The organism is Paracoccus niistensis, assembly GCF_042432925.1.
GTDB lineage: Bacteria > Pseudomonadota > Alphaproteobacteria > Rhodobacterales > Rhodobacteraceae > Paracoccus > Paracoccus niistensis.
The window spans coordinates 255,065-270,714 of the sequence record NZ_JBHLWE010000038.1; the positions used below are offsets into that span (position 1 = coordinate 255,065).

Consider the following 15,650-nt stretch of genomic DNA (forward strand, 5'->3'; position numbering starts at 1 on the left):
CAGGTCGGCGCGCCTGCGTTCGGGGCCGGCGCTGCCGAGCCGACCCCCGGTTGCATCAGGCGACCTTTGCCTCTTCAAGGGCCTCGAAGACCAGCGCGGCGATCGGCTCGGCCGAGGCGGGATTCTGGCCGGTCACGAGATTGCCGTCGCGGATGGCGAAGGGCTCGAAGTCCGGGCCGGCCTCGATCCTGGCGCCCAGTTTCTTCAGCCGGGTGGTCAGCAGGAAGGGGACGGCATCGGCAAGGCCGACCGCCTGCTCCTCGCTGTCGGTGAAGGCGGCCACGCGGCGGCCGGCGACCACGGGCGTGCCATCGGCGCGGCGGGCGCTGACCAGCCCGGCGGGGCCGTGGCAGACGGCAGCGACGACCTTGCCGGCGGCGTCGAAATCCGCGACCAGCTGCGCTAGTTCGGCGCTTTCGGGATAGTCGAACATCGTGCCATGACCGCCCGGCAGCATGATGGCGTCGAAGCTCATGGTGTCCAGCGTGTCAAAGCGCAGCGTGTCGCCGATCAGGGTCTGGAAGACCCTGTCATTCAGCGCGCGCTCGACCGAGGGGTCGTTTTCACCGCGCGGCTTCACGCTGTTCGGATCGACCGGGATCTTGCCCCCCGCGATCGAGGCCAGCGTGACCTCGGCGCCCGCATCAAGGAAGGCATAATAAGGGGTCGTCAGCTCCTCGAGCCACAGGCCGGTCGGCTTGTCGCTGCCGGTCATGGTGGCCGCCGAGGTGGCAATGATCAGGATGCGGGGTTTCTTCTGCATGAGGGGACCTCTCCTTCAGAAAATGGAATGCACGAAAGCACGTGCGGCGTCACTCGGGGACCTGCTGGCCGACCGTCGCAGAGGCGGAGGCCGCCTCGGGTTCGGGGACCGGGGCCGCTTCCTCGCCGGTCAGCCGCTCTGCCACCTCGGCGGCCAGCGTTTCAAGCAGACGAAGTTCTTCCTCGTCAAACTCGCGCGCCTCGTCGTGGATCAGGCAAAGCGCCCCCAGCACCACGCCGTCCCCCTGGCGCACAGGAGCGGCCGCCAGCGCGCGGGCCGACCATTTGTGCAGGACGGCGTTTTCCGACAGCACGGGATCGCGCTCGATGTCGGACACCGTCATTGGCCGGGCATCACTCAGGACCTGCGCGGCCAAGGGCGAGTCCTGTGGCAGAACGATCAGGTCGCGCCCGTCGTCCGTGCGCCTGCCGGGCAGGTCACGGCTGGCGCCGATCACCAGTTCCCGCGCGCCCTCGATGGCCAGGATCGCGGCCGTCCTGACGTCGAACACGTCGGCGGCGCGGATGGCGTAGTCGTTGAGATCCTCGCGAAGTTCGGGATCCTCAAGCCGCACGCTCTTAAGCGTCTCGTCGCGGACCGCGGCCGCCTGCGGGTCCTGGACGACCTCGACCGCCGCGCCTTCCGCGTCGCGCACCAGCAGCGAGATGCGGCCCACCGCCTCCTTGATCGAGGCAACGATGGCATCCGCCCCAAGCGCCTCGCGCCGCCGGTCGTCCAGCGCATCAGGCGCCACGCCCCACAGGCCCAGCACCACCTTGGCCCGTGGCCAGCGCGCCCGGATGCGGCGCGTGAGATTGCGGGCGGCGGCGTCCGGCTCTCGGCTGAAGAAGCTCAGCAGCACGACCTGCACGCCTTCCAGCTCCAGCCCCGCGACATAGCGCGAGGTGACGGTGCCGGCGACCCGCACCACGGTGGGCACGCCGTCCAGCTGCAGGCTGTGGGCCAGCATCTCGCAGGCCTGGCGGTCGATCTCCCACTTGCCGGCGATGCAGGCGACGCGGGGGCGCGCGCCTTCGGGCGGCTTGGCGGGATGGGCGTCGCGGATCTCCTCCAGCAGTTCGTCCATGCCGTTGGCGATGCGCAGACGATGCTCGGGGCGGGCGTTGTTGATATAGTCGATGCTGGCCTGCCGCAGCACTTCCATCCCTTCGTCGTTGTAGAACTCGGAGACGGAGTCTTCCGCGATGGCGTCCTCGGCGATATCGATGGCGTCGTCGGGATCGTTGGCGATGAGGCGCTGGTAGATGCGTGTCTGGCGACTGAGCGCGGGGCTGGACCCGAGCAGCGTTTCAAGGATCGACAGCTGCGGGATATAGCGGCCCACCACCAGCAGGCAGACGGTCAGGGGGGTAGACAGCACCAGCCCGATCGGCCCCCAGATCGCCGTCCAGAAGGTCGCGGCCGCGATCAGGGACAACACCGACAGGCCGGTGCTGGTCCCGTAAAGCAGCGGCTCGATGATGTTGTTGGACACCAGTTCCAGCACCAGGATCAGCGCGGCCGTCATCAGCACCATGTCCCAGCCCGGATCCACCGCGAAGGCCAGGCTGAGCGGGAACACCGCCGACAGGATCGGCCCGACATAGGGAATGAAGCGCATGACCGCCGCCAGCGTCCCCCAAAGGATGAAGCCCGGCACGCCGATCAGCCAGAGCCCCAGCGCCATCGGGATCGCATAGGTGACGTTCACCACAAGCTGCATCAGCAGGTATTTCGAGATGCGCTTGCTTGCCTCTTCCAGCGCGTCGGTGGACCGGTAGATGTTGCCCCCGAGTATTCTCAGAAGCCTGTCCCTCAGATCGCCCTGGTCCAGCAGGATCAGCACAACGAAGACCAGCACGATGCCCGCCGTGGCGATGGGCGACAACAGCGGCGCAAACCACAGCATCGCCGTCTTGAAGGGCGAGACCGGCTCGGGGATGACGCGCACGCGCTGGGGCGGGACCTCGTTCTCCTCGCCTTCGCCGACGACCTCGGCGACCTCCTTCTGGACGGTGTCCACGGTCTGCAGCGCGCCTTCCAGAAGGCCCGGTCCTTCCATCCGGGCGCCGAGTTCCTTGATCTTGGTGCGAATGGTGGTCTGATAGGTCGGCAGCTGCGCGCTGAGCGACTGCACCTGCACCGCGACAAGCGTGCCGAGCCCGCCCAGCACTGCCAGCACCAGCCCCATCGCCAGCGCCACGGCAAGGATGCGCGACAGCCCGTGCCGCACCAGCCAGTGCACCAGCGGCCCCAGCACGAAGCTGATGAGAAAGGCGACGGCCAGTGGGATCAGCACCACCTGCCCGAAGTAAAGGGCCGCGACGACGATGGTGGCGATCACCAGCCCCGCAGCTACCCGCACCACATCGGTCTGCTGAGGCTGGGGCGGTTCGGTGCCGGACGGCAGGGGCGGGAGGATCACGTGGGCACCGGGGGGCTGGGGGACTGCGCAGCCGAAACGCCGGGGTCTGGCAGGTGGTTCAAACGAAAGCAGACGAGACGCCCTCTGCCTTGCGTTCGCCCGTCCAGCGCGGCTTCGGGACGCCGGTCGCTTCTTCTGGAATCGGGGCTAGGGCTCCCGATGCATCGAGATCACCGCCCGGACGGCTCGGGTCCAGCGGGCGTGGCGGGCCTCGCGGGTGGCGGGGTCCAGTTGCGGCTCGAACCGCGCCTCGCGCTGCCAATTCGTCAGGGCCGCATCAGGGCCGTCCGTCAACCCCGCGCGGTAGGCGGCAAGCCAGGCGGCGCCGCGCACGGTGGTCTCGGGGTCAGTGGGGCGGTCCACAGGCGCGCCCAGGATGTCGGCCAGCGCCTGCATTGCCGCGTCCGAGGCCGTCATGCCGCCGTCCACGCGCAGGACGGACTCGCCCAGGGAGGGCCAGTCGCGGCGCATGGCGTCGGTCAGGTCGCGGGTCTGGAAGGCCACGCTTTCCAGCGCCGCCAGCGCCAGTTCCGCCGGGCCGGTCGCCCGCGTCAGGCCGAAGACCGCGCCCCTCGCCTCGGGCTCCCACCAGGGCGCGCCAAGGCCGGTGAAGGCCGGCACCATGATGACCTGCTGGCTGCGGTCGGCGCGGGCGGCGAGGCCCGCCACCTCGGGCGCGCTGCGGATCAGGCGCAGCCCGTCGCGCAGCCATTGCACCACCGCCCCGGCGACGAAGATCGAGCCTTCCAGCGCATAGGTCGGCGTGCCGTCCAGCTGATAGGCGATGGTCGTCAGCAGCCGGTTCCGCGACTGCACCGCCGTGTCGCCCGTGTTCAGCAGCGCAAAGCAGCCGGTGCCATAGGTGGCCTTGATCATGCCCGGCCGGAAGCAGGCCTGGCCCACGGTCGCCGCCTGCTGGTCGCCCGCGACGCCCAGGATCGGGATCTCGCGGCCGAACAGGTCGGGGCGCGTCAGGCCGAACTCGGCGGCGCTGTCGCGGACCTCGGGCAGCATGGCGCGGGGGACGCCGAACAGCTCGCACAGCTCGTCGGACCACGCACCACGGCGGATATCGTAAAGCATCGTGCGCGAGGCGTTTGTTGCGTCCGTCACATGGGCGCGGCCATTCGTCAGCCGCCAGATCAGGAAGCTGTCCACGGTGCCGAAGGCCAGATGCCCCTGCGCGGCGGCCTCGCGCGCGCCGTCCACGTGATCGAGGATCCAGGCCACCTTGGTCGCGCTGAAATAGGGATCGAGCAGCAGCCCGGTCGCCTCGGTCACGGCGGGCTCGTGCCCGGCCTCCTTCAGCCGCGCGCAGGTGTCGGCGGTGCGGCGGTCCTGCCAGACGATGGCGTTGTGGATCGCCCGGCCCGTGCGGCGGTCCCAGACCACCGTCGTCTCTCGCTGGTTGGTGATGCCGATGGCGGCGATTTGTGGCGCGCCCGCCTTCTCGATGGCGGCGCGGGCGGTGGCGGCGGTGGAACTCCACAGGTCCTCGTGGTCGTGCTCTACCCAGCCGGAATGGGGAAAATGTTGAGGAAATTCATGCTGGCTTGATGCCAGCGGCGTCAGGTCGTCGGAAAAGACCACCGCACGGGACGAGGTCGTACCCTGGTCAAGAGCGAGGATCGGCATGGCGTCTCCGTGCAGAAGGGGAACCCGGAAAGGCCGGGTTCCCTGATGGGTGTCACTGCTGCCAGCTTTTCACCAGCTCGTCATAGCTGATGGTTTCCGGCTGCGGGTCCTCGTTTTCCAGCTTCAGCTGGGGCGCGATGCTGCCGTTTTCCTTGGCGTAGTTGTTCCACCAGGCGAGGTCGTGTTCCTCGGCCAGCTTCGGCCCGATGTCGCCCTGGACGCCGGCGCGCTCCAGCCGCTCCATCACCTTCTCCTGTTCGGCGCACAGGCTGTCCATTGCCTCCTGCGGGGTCTTGGCGCCCGAGGCCGCGTCGCCGATGGCCTGCCACCACAGCTGCGCGAGCTTCGGATAGTCCGGCACGTTGGTCCCGGTCGGCGACCACTGCAGGCGGGCGGGCGAGCGGTAGAACTCGATCAGCCCGCCCAGCTTGGGGGCGCGGTCGGTGAAGGACTGGTGGTCGATGGTGGACTGGCGGATGAAGGTCAGGCCGACATGGCTTTTCTTCACGTCCACTGTCTTCGAGGTCACGAACTGCGCGTAAAGCCATGCCGCCTTGGCGCGGTCGTCGGGCGTCGATTTCAGCAGCGTCCAGGACCCCGCGTCCTGATAGCCCAGCTTCATTCCCTCCTGCCAGTAGGCGCCATGGGGCGAGGGGGCAAAGCGCCATTTCGGCGTGCCGTCCTCGTTCACGACCGGCAAGCCTTCCTTGACGAAATCGGCGGTGAAGGCGGTGTAGGTGAACATCTGCTGGGCGACCTCGCCCTGGCTCGGGACGGGACCGCTTTCGCTGAAGGTCATCCCCTGGGCCGCGGGCGGCGCATAGGCCTTCATCCAGTCGAGGTATTTCTGGATCGCATAGACCGAGGCAGGGCCGTTGGTGTCGCCCCCGCGTGCGACGCAGCTGCCCACGGGGCGGCTGTTCTCATCGACGCGGATGCCCCATTCGTCCACGGGCAGGCCGTTCGGGATGCCCTTGTCGCCGTTCCCGGCCATGGACAGCCAGGCGTCGGTGAAGCGCCAGCCAAGGCTGGGGTCCTTCTTGCCATAGTCCATGTGGCCATAGACCTTCTTCCCGTCGATCTCGCGCCCGGTGAAGAACTCGGCGATGTCCTCATAGGCCGACCAGGTGACGGGGACGCCCAGGTCATAGCCGTATTTCGCCTTGAACTCGGCCTTGTTGGTCTCGTCGTCGAACCAGTCCTTGCGGAACCAGTAAAGGTTGGCGAACTGCTGGTCGGGCAGCTGATACAGGTTCCCGTCCGGCGCGGTGGTGAAGGACTTGCCGATGAAGTCATCGATGTCGAGGTTCGGGTTGGTGACGTCCTTTCCGGCATTCGCCATCCAGTCGGTCAGGTTCCGCGCCTGCTGATAGCGCCAGTGGGTGCCGATCAGGTCGCTGTCGTTGACATAGGCGTCATAGATGTTCTCGCCCGACTGCATCTGCGTCTGCAGCTTCTCGACGACATCGCCCTCGCCGATCAGGTCATGGGTCAGCTTGATGCCGGTGATCGCGGTAAAGGCGGGGGCGAGCACCTTGGATTCATATTCATGGGTGGTGATGGTTTCCGACACCACCTTGATCTCCATCCCCGCGAAGGGCTGGGCGGCGTCGATGAACCATTGCATCTCGGCCTCTTGCGCGGCGCGGTCGAGGCTGGACATGTCGCCGATCTCGGCGTCGAGGAAGGCCTTCGCCTCCTCCATCCCCGCCTGCGCGCCGGTCGCCATCAGCACCAGCGCCATGGCGGTCGTCAGTTGCAGTTTCATGTCGTCTTCCTCCCCAGGAAGGGCCTTGGTGGCCCGGCTTTCACACCCAGCGGAACACCGCCGCGGCGTAGATCAGTGACGCGAGTAATCCTCCCCAGGCGGGCGCTCCTCCAAGGCCCAGCCAGGCGAGGTTGATGAAGGCCGAGCCGAGCAGGCTGATGAACAGCCGGTCGCCCCGGGTGGTCCAGATGCCGAAGGCGCCGCGGCGGGGCGTCTCGGGGAAGCGGATGGCAGCCCAGGTGAAGGCCAGCAGCAAGGCCGCGATCACCCAGAAGAAGAGGGCGGTCGGGAGGGTCCAGGCCATCCAGCCGCCGGGATTGAGGCTGCCGGTCCATTCCCGCGCGCCGTCATCGACGGGGACGAGGCTGACGAGCCAGCCGAGCAGCCCCAGCATCAGAAGGGCTGCGGCGGCAAAGCCCACGGTGGCCGAGCGGCGCTGCATCACACCCTCCCCAGAGCAAAACCCTTGGCGATGTAGTTCCGCACGAACCAGATCACCAAGGCGCCGGGCAGGATCGTCAGCACCCCCGCTGCGGCCAGCACGCCCCAGTCGAGGCCTGAGGCGCTGACCGTGCGGGTCATCGTCGCCGCGATGGGCTTGGCGTTGACGCTGGTCAGGGTGCGCGACAGCAGCAGTTCGACCCATGAGAACATGAAGCAGAAGAAGGCCGCGACGCCGATTCCGCTGGCGATCAGGGGCATGAAGATGCGGGTGAAGAAGCGCGGGAAGGAGTAGCCGTCGATATAGGCGGTCTCGTCGATCTCGCGCGGGACGCCGGACATGAAGCCTTCGAGGATCCAGACCGCCAGCGGCACGTTGAACAGGCAATGCGCCAGAGCCACGGCGATGTGGGTGTCGAACAGGCCCACCGCCGAATAAAGCTGGAAGAAGGGCAGGGCGAAGACCGCGGGCGGTGCCATGCGGTTCGTCAGCAGCCAGAAGAACAGGTGCTTGTCGCCGAGGAAGCGATAGCGGCTGAAGGCGTAGGCGGCGGGCAGCGCCACGGCCAAGGACAGCGCCGTGTTCATCACCACATAGATCAGGCTGTTGACGTAGCCCATGTACCAGCTCGGGTCCGTCAGGATCACGCGGAAGTTCCGCAGCGTGGGATTCTGCGGCCAGAGGCTGAAGGTGCCGGTGATCTCGGCATTTGTCTTCAGGCTCATGTTCACCAGCCAGTAGATCGGCACCAGCAGGAACAGAAGGTAAAGGGTCATCACGACCGCCGACCCGAGCGAGGCGCGGCGGGACGTCATGGCAGGTCCCTCTGCGCGGTCATGACGGTGTAGAACACCCATGAGATCAGCAGGATCACGAGGAAGTAGATCAGGCTGAAGGCCGCCGCGGGCCCGAGGTCGAACTGCCCGATCGCCATCTTCACGAGGTCGATGGACAGGAAGGTGGTGGCGTTCCCGGGACCGCCGCCAGTGACGACGAAAGGCTCGGTATAGATCATGAAGCTGTCCATGAAGCGCAGCAGGACCGCGATCAGCAGCACGCCGCTCATCTTCGGCAGCTCGATGAAGCGGAAGACGCCCCAGCGGCTCGCCTGGTCGATGCGGGCGGCCTGGTAATAGGCGTCGGGGATGGACTGCAGGCCTGCGTAGCAGAGGAGCGCGACCAGCGACGTCCAGTGCCACACGTCCATGACGATGATCGTGGCCCAGGCGTCCAAGGGGTCGTTGACGTAGTTGTAGTCGATCCCCAGCGCCGCCAGCGTGTGCCCCAGCAGCCCGATGTCCACGCGCCCGAAGACCTGCCAGATCGTGCCCACCACGTTCCACGGGATCAGAAGCGGCAGCGCCATCAGCACCAGCACGAGGCTGGCCCAGAAGCCGCGCTTGGGCATGTTCAGCGCGATGAAGATGCCTAAGGGAATCTCGATCGCCAGGATGATGGCCGAGAACAGAAGCTGGCGGCCGAGGGCGGCGTGGATGCGGTCGCTTTCCAGCACCTCCTGGAACCAGCCGAGGCCGTTCCAGAAGAACTGGTTGTTCCCGAAGGTATCCTGCACCGAGTAGTTCACCACCGTCATCAGCGGGATCACGGCGGAAAAGGCGACCAGCACCAGCACGGGCAGGACCAGCAGCCAGGCGCGATTGTTGACGGGCTTGTCCATCACGCGGCCCTTTCCAGCGGCTCGATGCGCCAGTCGTCGACAAAGACGCCGATCCGCGCCGGGTCCAGCGCCACGCGGTCGAAACCGGCGGGGATCGGCTCATCCTCGGGAACGACGAGGTTGAAGGGCGCGCCCGCGACCTCGCCACGCAGGATGCGGTGGTGGCCCACGTCCTCGACCCGGACCAAGCGGAAGGGCAGGCCCTCGGTGGCGGGACGCACGGCGTCGGGGCGGATGCCGATCTGCACCCGGCCCTTCCACGGGGCATAGGCGCGGTCCAGTTGGAGAGTGGTCCCCGCGACGCGGGCGGACGTGCCCCGGACCTCTGCGTCCAGCAGGTTCATGCCGGGCGAGCCGATGAAGTAGCCGACGAAGGTATGCGCCGGGGCGTCGAACAGTGAATGCGGGGTGCCCGCCTGCACGACACGGCCCTCGGACATGACGACGACCTCGTCGGCGAAGGTCAGCGCCTCGGTCTGGTCATGGGTGACATAGATCATCGTGTGGCCGAACTCTCGGTGCAGGGCCTTGAGCTGTGTGCGAAGCTCCCACTTCATCTGCGGGTCGATCACGGTCAGCGGCTCGTCGAAGAGGATCGCGTTCACGTCCTGCCGGACCATGCCGCGGCCGAGGCTGATCTTCTGCTTGGCATCCGCCGTCAGGCCGCGGGCGCGGCGGTCCAGCGTGTCGCTCATCCCGATCATGCGGGCGACGGCCTCCACCCGTGCGGCGATCTGGGCGGCGGGAAGGCCTCGGTTCTTCAGCGGGAAGGCGAGGTTCTGGCGCACGGTCATGGTGTCGTAGACGACCGGGAACTGGAACACCTGCGCGATGTTGCGCCCCGCCGTGGGCAGGTCCGTCACGTCGCGGTCCCCGAACAGGACGCGTCCGCGCGAGGGCCGCAGCAGCCCCGAGATGATGTTCAGCAGCGTGGTCTTGCCGCAGCCGGACGATCCCAACAGCGCATAGGCGCCGCCGTCTCGCCAGGTCAGCGACATGGGCTTCAGCGCCCAGTCCGCATCGCCCTTCGGCGCCGGGCTGTAGCTGTGGGCCAGGTTGTCCAGGGTGATCCGCGCCATTCACGCCGCCCGCGCATAGGGGGCGGCGCAGGCAAGCCGGCCGCCTTCGTCGAACAGATAGACATGAGCCGGGTCCAGCCAGACGGTCAGCGGCGCGCCGGTCGGCAGCCTGCGGACACCCGGTACGAGGCCGACCCAGCGGTCCTCGCCATGCAGCAGGTGCAGGTAGGTTTCGGCCCCAGTGATCTCGGTCGCGTCCAGCCGGGCGGACAGGGGCACGGCACGGGGAGACTGCTCCAGCGTCAGGTGGGGCGCGCGGAAGCCTGCGGCATAGCGGCCGTCGGGGACATCGACGGGCCAGCGGGCGCCGTCCAGCAGGGCCTCGCCGCCCCGCACCTCGATGCGCTTGAAGTTCATCGGCGGGTCGCTGAACACCCGCGCGGTCACGGCGTCCTGTGGGGCGCGATAGACCTGCGGGGTCGGGCCGAACTGCGTTACCCGGCCTTCCCACAAAGTCGCGGTATGGCCGCCCAGAAGCAGCGCCTCTTCGGGCTCGGTCGTGGCATAGACGAAGATCGCGCCCGAGGCCTCGAAGATGCGGGGGATTTCGGCGCGCAGTTCCTCGCGCAGCTTGTAGTCGAGGTTCGCCAGCGGCTCGTCCAGCAGCACCAGCCCCGCGCCCTTGACCAGTGCGCGGGCCAGCGCCGTGCGCTGCTGCTGGCCGCCTGACAGCTCCAGCGGGCGGCGGTCCAGCATCGGGGTCAGGCGCATCATCTCGGCCGTCTGGCGCACGCGGGCGTCGATCTCGGCCCGCGCCACCCGCTGCAGCCGCAGGGGCGAGGCGATGTTGTCGTAGACCGTCATCGAGGGATAGTTGATGAACTGCTGATAGACCATCGCCACGCCCCGGTCCTGCACCCGCTGCCCGGTCACGTCCCGGCCCTGCCAGAAGATCCGCCCGGCGCTGGGCTGGTCCAAGCCCGCCATCAGCCGCATCAGCGTGGTCTTTCCCGACAGCGTCGGCCCCAGCAGGACGTTCATGCTGCCGGGAGCCAGCGTCAGGTCGGTGGGGTGAATCCAGACCTGCCCCCCGACCTCCTTGGCGACGCCCCGAAGCTCCAGCGTCATGCGGCGGCCCTTTCGCTGGCGATGTAGTCCTCGACGGCCGCCGCCTGCTCGGGCGTCAGCCGCAGGCCCAGCTTGGACCGCCGCCACAAAACGCTTTCGGCATCGCGCGCCCATTCGCGCTCGATCATCCAGCGCAGCTCGGATTCGGTCAACGTCGCGCCGAAATCGCGTCCCAGGTCGGCAGCGGTCCTGGCGCCGCTAAGGACCGCTGCCGCCTCGGTCCCGTAGGCGCGCACCAGCCGGTTCGCCCAGCCGGGCGTCAGGAAGGGATGGTCGCGTCGCAAGGCGTCCGCCAGCGCCCCCGCGCCGTCCACGGGGAAGTCGCCGCCGGGCAGGGGGGCGCCCGCCGTCCAGGCACCGGTCGCGCCGGGCAGGTGCGACGACAGCTTTGCCAGCGCGGCCTCGGCCAGCCGGCGATAGGTCGTGATCTTGCCGCCGAAGACATGCAGGCAGGCCGCCCCCTTGTCGTCCAGCGACAGCACGTAGTCGCGCGTCGCGGCCGTGGCCGAGGAGGCACCGTCGTCGTAAAGCGGCCGGACGCCCGAGAAGGTCCGCACCACGTCGGCGGACGTCACGGGTTGCTTGAAGTAGCCCGAGACGAAGCGGCAGAGGTAATCGACTTCCTCGGGCGTGCAGACGGCGTCGCCCGGCGGGCCCTTGTGGTCCATGTCGGTCGTGCCGATCAGGGTGAAGTCGTTCTCGTAGGGAATCGCGAAGACGATCCGCCCGTCCTGGCCTTGCAGGAAATAGGACTTGGGGTGGTCGAACAGCTTGCGCGTGACGATATGGCTGCCCCGCACAAGCCGCACGGACTCGGTCGAAGGCAGATGCGCCACGTCGCGGATGACCTGCCCCACCCAGGGGCCCGCCGCATTCACCAGCACCTTCGCGCGGAAGCTGCGACCGTCGGCAAGCCGGACGGTCCAGCCCTCGCCCTCGCGCCGCGCTTCGGTCACCTTTGCGCCGACCATGATGTCGGCCCCGCGCGCCGCCGCGTCGCGGGCGTTCAGGACCACAAGCCGGGCATCGTCCACCCAGGCGTCGGAATACTCATAAGCCCGTGTCAGCCGGTCCTGCAGTGGCGCGCCTTCGGGCGTGTTGCGCAGATCCAGGGAACTGGTGCCCGGCAGGATCTCCCGCGCGCCGAGGTGGTCGTACAGGAACAGACCCGCGCGGATCACGAGGTTGGGCCGGTGCCCCCGTGCCCAGGGCATCGCGACCGACAGCAGCCGTGACACCGGCGTCTTGCCCGCAAAGCGCATCTTCGGGTCCAGCGGCAGGACGAAGCGCATGGGCCAGGAGATATGCGGCATGGCGCGCAGCAGCACCTCGCGTTCGCGCAGGGACTCGCGCACCAGGCGCAATTCAAGGAATTCCAGATAGCGCAGGCCGCCGTGGAACAGCTTGGTCGAGGCGCTGCTGGTCGCTCCCGCAAGGTCGCCCTGTTCCGCCAGCCGGACCGAAAGCCCCCGCCCCGCGGCATCCCGGGCGATCCCCGTGCCGTTGATCCCGCCACCGATGACGAACAGATCCGTTTCTGCCGACATGGTTGTTCCTCTCTCGCAAGGGCAAGTCGAACATCCGCGCGTATGTTCTGTCAACGTGGATGTTCGTTTGCGCGCAATTTCTTTCGCTTGACAGATAGCCGCTGCGCGTTCTTCTGGAAACATGAACATCAGGCAGATGCAGATTCTTGAACTCGTGCGCGCCTCGGGCCGCGCCAGCGTCGAGGAACTGTCGGCCGGGCTGGGGGTCACGCCCCAGACGATCCGCCGCGACTTGGGCGAGCTGGCCGAGCAGGGCGTGCTGGACCGCGTCCACGGCGGCGCGATCCTGCGCAGCGGCGCCAGCAACATCGCCTATGAGGAACGCCGGCGCATGAACGAGGAGGCCAAGGCCGCCATCGGCCGCGCCTGCGCCGCGCAGATCCCCGACAACAGCTCGGTGATCCTGAACATCGGCACCACGACCGAGGCCGTGGCCCGCGCCCTGCTGCGCCACCGCAACCTGACGGTCGTGACCAACAACATGAACGTGGCCAACATCCTTGCCGCCAACGACAGCTGCGAGGTGCTGGTGGCGGGCGGACTGCTGCGCCGCACGGATGGCGGCCTTGTGGGCGATCTGACCAGCGAGTTCATGGCGAACTTCAAGACCGATTTCGCCATCATCGGCTGCTCGGCGCTGGACGAGGACGGCGACATCCTCGACTTCGATCTGGCCGAGGTGCGGGTGAGCCGCGCGATCCTACGGCAGGCGCGCGAACGCTGGCTGGTGACGGATTCGGCGAAGCTGGCGCAGAAGGCCCCGATCCGGGTTGTGTCGCTGCGGGAACTGGATGCCGTCTTCATCGACCGCCCGCTGCCGCAAGGGCTAGGCAGGGTCTGCGAGGAGGGCGGCACCCGCGTTGTCGTGGCGTCAGAGGGCGCCTGACCCCCCCTTGCCTGTCCCACCAGCCAGTCAGGATGCGGCAATGGCGAGGTCGTCACGCGACAGGGCCCCGCTCGGTTACCATGACCACACTGATCCCGTGCGCAGCCAATTTCCACATGATTTTTATCATCAGTCTTGTCCAGAGATAGTACTGGCTCGCCGCTCCAGCGAAATATATCAACTCAGGGTTGATTAACTTCATGCAGGTTGAGCTGAAATGGCGCCGCGAGTTTTCGATTACACGAACAGTTTCGACACGGGCCTTGGTGAGGCCACGGACGCGACAACCGGAGGGCTCGTCGGCCTGACGGACTCGCCCGCTTCCGGAGATGCGGACAACGAGTATGTTTTCTTCTCGGAAAATGGGGACAGCGCGCGGCTGGAGCTTAACGCCGATATCGGCGAAGGCGAACGCATCACCGCATTCAATGTCACGATGCAGCTGGACATCAACCGGAGTGACTACAACGGTTACGGCAACTTTCAACCCGACGGCGTGTCGTTCAACCTGACGGACCAGACGGCGGTCTCGGACCCCGGCTTCTACCAACAGGGTGCGCCGGTCGGCCTGTCGGTGCGGGTGGTGCCCTATCAGTGGCCGGGTGATCCGGGCAACTATCTGCAGATCCTGTGGAACGGTGCGCCGCTTGCAACGGCCCCGCTGGGGACGGTCGGCGTGGAGCAGGAACCGCAGCCGTTCTCCATCAGCGTCGATCGCGACGGTAACGTGAACGCCTCCTGGGGTCCCGACATTTCGGTTGCTGCAACGATCCCCGACAACGAATGGGCCGAAGCCGACCAGACGAACTGGGACTTCGTCCTTGCCGGGCGCACGGGTGGAAACGGTGGTCAGGCGTATATCGATGATATCGACCTGAGCGCGGCGGTGGCCTGCTTCACCCGCGGCACGATCATCGAAACCGACAAGGGTCCGCGCGCCATCGAGACCCTGCGGGCGGGCGACCTGGTGTGGACGCTGGATGCCGGGCACCAGCCGATCCGCTGGATCGGTGAAACCCGGCTGGACGCGCAGGCCCTCACGCGCGCCCCGCAGCTGCGGCCGATCCGCATCGCGGCGGGCGCGCTGGGCAACGGAACCCCGACGCGGGATCTGCTGGTTTCGCCGCAGCACCGCATCCTTCTGAAGTCGAAGATCGCGCTGCGGATGTTCGGGGCGGCCGAGGTGCTGGTCGCGGCGAAGCAGTTGCTGTCCATCGACGGAATCGAGCAGGTCGAGGCGGAGGCGGTCGATTACGTGCATTTCCTGTGCGGTTCGCACCAGGTCGTGCTGTCGAACGGCGCGCTGACCGAGTCGATGTATGCCGGGGCGCAGGCGCTCGCCGCAGTTTCACCCGCCGCACGTGACGAGATCCTGACGCTGTTTCCCGACATCTGCGGCGGGCTGGAGGTGATGGAGCCCGCCCGCGTGCTGGTGCCGGGCAGCCGGGCAAGACGTCTTGCGCAGCGCCATTCCGAAAGCCGCCAGGTGCTTGTCGCGGGCTGAAGCTCCGTCCTGCAGGCCGGACGGCGGCTCTGCAAGGCGGACCAGCCGCTGGTCCGATCCGGCCGCGCAAGGCAGCGCGCAGGGCTGGTTCTGACCCAGTTCCCTTCATGGAAAGGCAGGCCGTGCGGCCCTGCCTTTCCAAGCCTTCCGCAAGAATGTTCCTGCGTGAAGAAACCTGCGACAGGCAACCGATCCGTTGAGCGCGCAGAGGCGCGCCGATGTGCCTGGCGTCTCGGACAAGGTCATGGCTACGACGGCTTCCCCGATGACCGCAGCCGGATGTCGGACTCCTCCAACTCTCAGATGGCTTCGGCGGCAAGTTCGCGGCAGCCGGTTTCAAGAAGGCCCGTGACATGCGGGGCAAAGCTGTTCCACACGTCCAGCCTGAACAGGGCAGGCTCGTCGCGCCACAGGATCACGGTGACATTGTCGAAGGCGGTGCGGCGGCCCTGGCCCACCGGGATCGCCTCGATGTCGCGGGCGCAGCCGATGGTCAGCAGCTCGGCCGCACGGGGGCCGTCCACCACCAGTGTGACCTCGCGCCCCGAAACATCGACGAGGCTGTGGGGATGGCGTGCCATCAGCGCGGCGCAGGAGGCCTGCACAACGCCGACCTGATCGGGGGGCAGGTGCAGCATCCATTCGTCTGGGCCGAGGCACAGGACCTCCAGCCCCGCCGCCGCGGCGCGCTGGCCGATGGTGGCAGGCAGCGCGAGCCCCAGCACCGCGTTCAGCGCCGCAAGGTCGCCGCGTGCCCGCAGGACAAGCCGCCCGACCGGCGCAGCAAGGCTGACCCGCGCCACCGCGCCCTGCGCGAGGGGGGCTGCCGTGAATGAGGAAACGAGCTTGTTCATC

The 15,650-nt window shown here is 67.7% G+C and carries 13 protein-coding genes; 2 read left to right on the forward strand and 11 right to left on the reverse strand.

From position 1 onward, the window contains the following. Positions 1-55 precede the first annotated feature (55 nt). The 10 genes from ACFFII_RS12750 to glpD form a co-directional block, all read right to left on the reverse strand. Positions 56-763 carry a type 1 glutamine amidotransferase domain-containing protein gene (locus tag ACFFII_RS12750; protein WP_377699252.1) on the reverse strand — a complete coding sequence of 236 codons (708 nt, stop codon included), beginning with the start codon at positions 761-763 and terminating at the stop codon, positions 56-58. A gap of 49 nt (positions 764-812) precedes the next feature. Continuing rightward, entirely contained in the window at positions 813-3,188 is a 2,376-nt protein-coding gene (locus ACFFII_RS12755) for an AI-2E family transporter (protein ID WP_377699253.1), read from the reverse strand. 147 nt (positions 3,189-3,335) lie between these two features. After that, positions 3,336-4,823, reverse strand: coding sequence for a glycerol kinase GlpK (glpK, locus tag ACFFII_RS12760; protein WP_377699254.1), 1,488 nt, complete (start codon positions 4,821-4,823; stop codon positions 3,336-3,338). 52 nt (positions 4,824-4,875) lie between these two features. Then, the gene (locus ACFFII_RS12765; RefSeq protein WP_377699255.1) at positions 4,876-6,591 is read right to left on the reverse strand and encodes an ABC transporter substrate-binding protein; all 1,716 of its coding nucleotides are present in this window, start codon (positions 6,589-6,591) and stop codon (positions 4,876-4,878) included. A 40-nt stretch (positions 6,592-6,631) separates the two neighbouring features. Further along, a complete protein-coding gene (locus tag ACFFII_RS12770) occupies positions 6,632-7,033 on the reverse strand; it encodes a DUF2160 domain-containing protein (RefSeq protein WP_377699256.1) in 402 nt (133 codons plus the stop codon). Continuing rightward, positions 7,033-7,848: a carbohydrate ABC transporter permease gene (locus tag ACFFII_RS12775; RefSeq protein WP_377699257.1), complete on the reverse strand. Its 816-nt coding sequence runs from the start codon at positions 7,846-7,848 to the stop codon at positions 7,033-7,035. The genes ACFFII_RS12770 and ACFFII_RS12775 overlap by 1 nt, the downstream gene beginning before the upstream one ends. Further along, positions 7,845-8,711, reverse strand: a complete 867-nt coding sequence (locus tag ACFFII_RS12780) for a carbohydrate ABC transporter permease (protein WP_377699258.1) — start codon at positions 8,709-8,711, stop codon at positions 7,845-7,847. The genes ACFFII_RS12775 and ACFFII_RS12780 overlap by 4 nt, the downstream gene beginning before the upstream one ends. After that, on the reverse strand, positions 8,711-9,790 hold the full coding sequence (locus tag ACFFII_RS12785) for an ABC transporter ATP-binding protein (RefSeq protein WP_377699259.1): 1,080 nt from the start codon (positions 9,788-9,790) through the stop codon (positions 8,711-8,713). Before ACFFII_RS12785 ends, ACFFII_RS12780 begins: the two co-directional genes overlap by 1 nt. Continuing rightward, positions 9,791-10,858 (reverse strand): ABC transporter ATP-binding protein, encoded by a 1,068-nt coding sequence (locus ACFFII_RS12790; RefSeq protein ID WP_377699260.1) that lies wholly within the window; start codon positions 10,856-10,858, stop codon positions 9,791-9,793. Beyond that, positions 10,855-12,405, reverse strand: a complete 1,551-nt coding sequence (glpD, locus tag ACFFII_RS12795) for a glycerol-3-phosphate dehydrogenase (RefSeq protein WP_377699261.1) — start codon at positions 12,403-12,405, stop codon at positions 10,855-10,857. The genes ACFFII_RS12790 and glpD overlap by 4 nt, the downstream gene beginning before the upstream one ends. 121 nt (positions 12,406-12,526) lie before the next feature. Here glpD and ACFFII_RS12800 point away from each other — a divergent pair, with 121 nt between their 5' ends. Both ACFFII_RS12800 and ACFFII_RS12805 read left to right on the forward strand, forming a co-directional pair. Then, a complete protein-coding gene (locus tag ACFFII_RS12800) occupies positions 12,527-13,291 on the forward strand; it encodes a DeoR/GlpR family DNA-binding transcription regulator (RefSeq protein WP_090756733.1) in 765 nt (254 codons plus the stop codon). Positions 13,292-13,508: 217 nt separating this feature from the next. Beyond that, positions 13,509-14,795 carry a Hint domain-containing protein gene (locus tag ACFFII_RS12805; RefSeq protein ID WP_377699262.1) on the forward strand — a complete coding sequence of 429 codons (1,287 nt, stop codon included), beginning with the start codon at positions 13,509-13,511 and terminating at the stop codon, positions 14,793-14,795. 299 nt (positions 14,796-15,094) lie between these two features. On the opposite strand, the gene ACFFII_RS12810 is transcribed toward ACFFII_RS12805, so the two are convergent. After that, positions 15,095-15,649 (reverse strand): sarcosine oxidase subunit gamma, encoded by a 555-nt coding sequence (locus ACFFII_RS12810; protein WP_377699263.1) that lies wholly within the window; start codon positions 15,647-15,649, stop codon positions 15,095-15,097. Position 15,650: the final 1 nt, after the last annotated feature.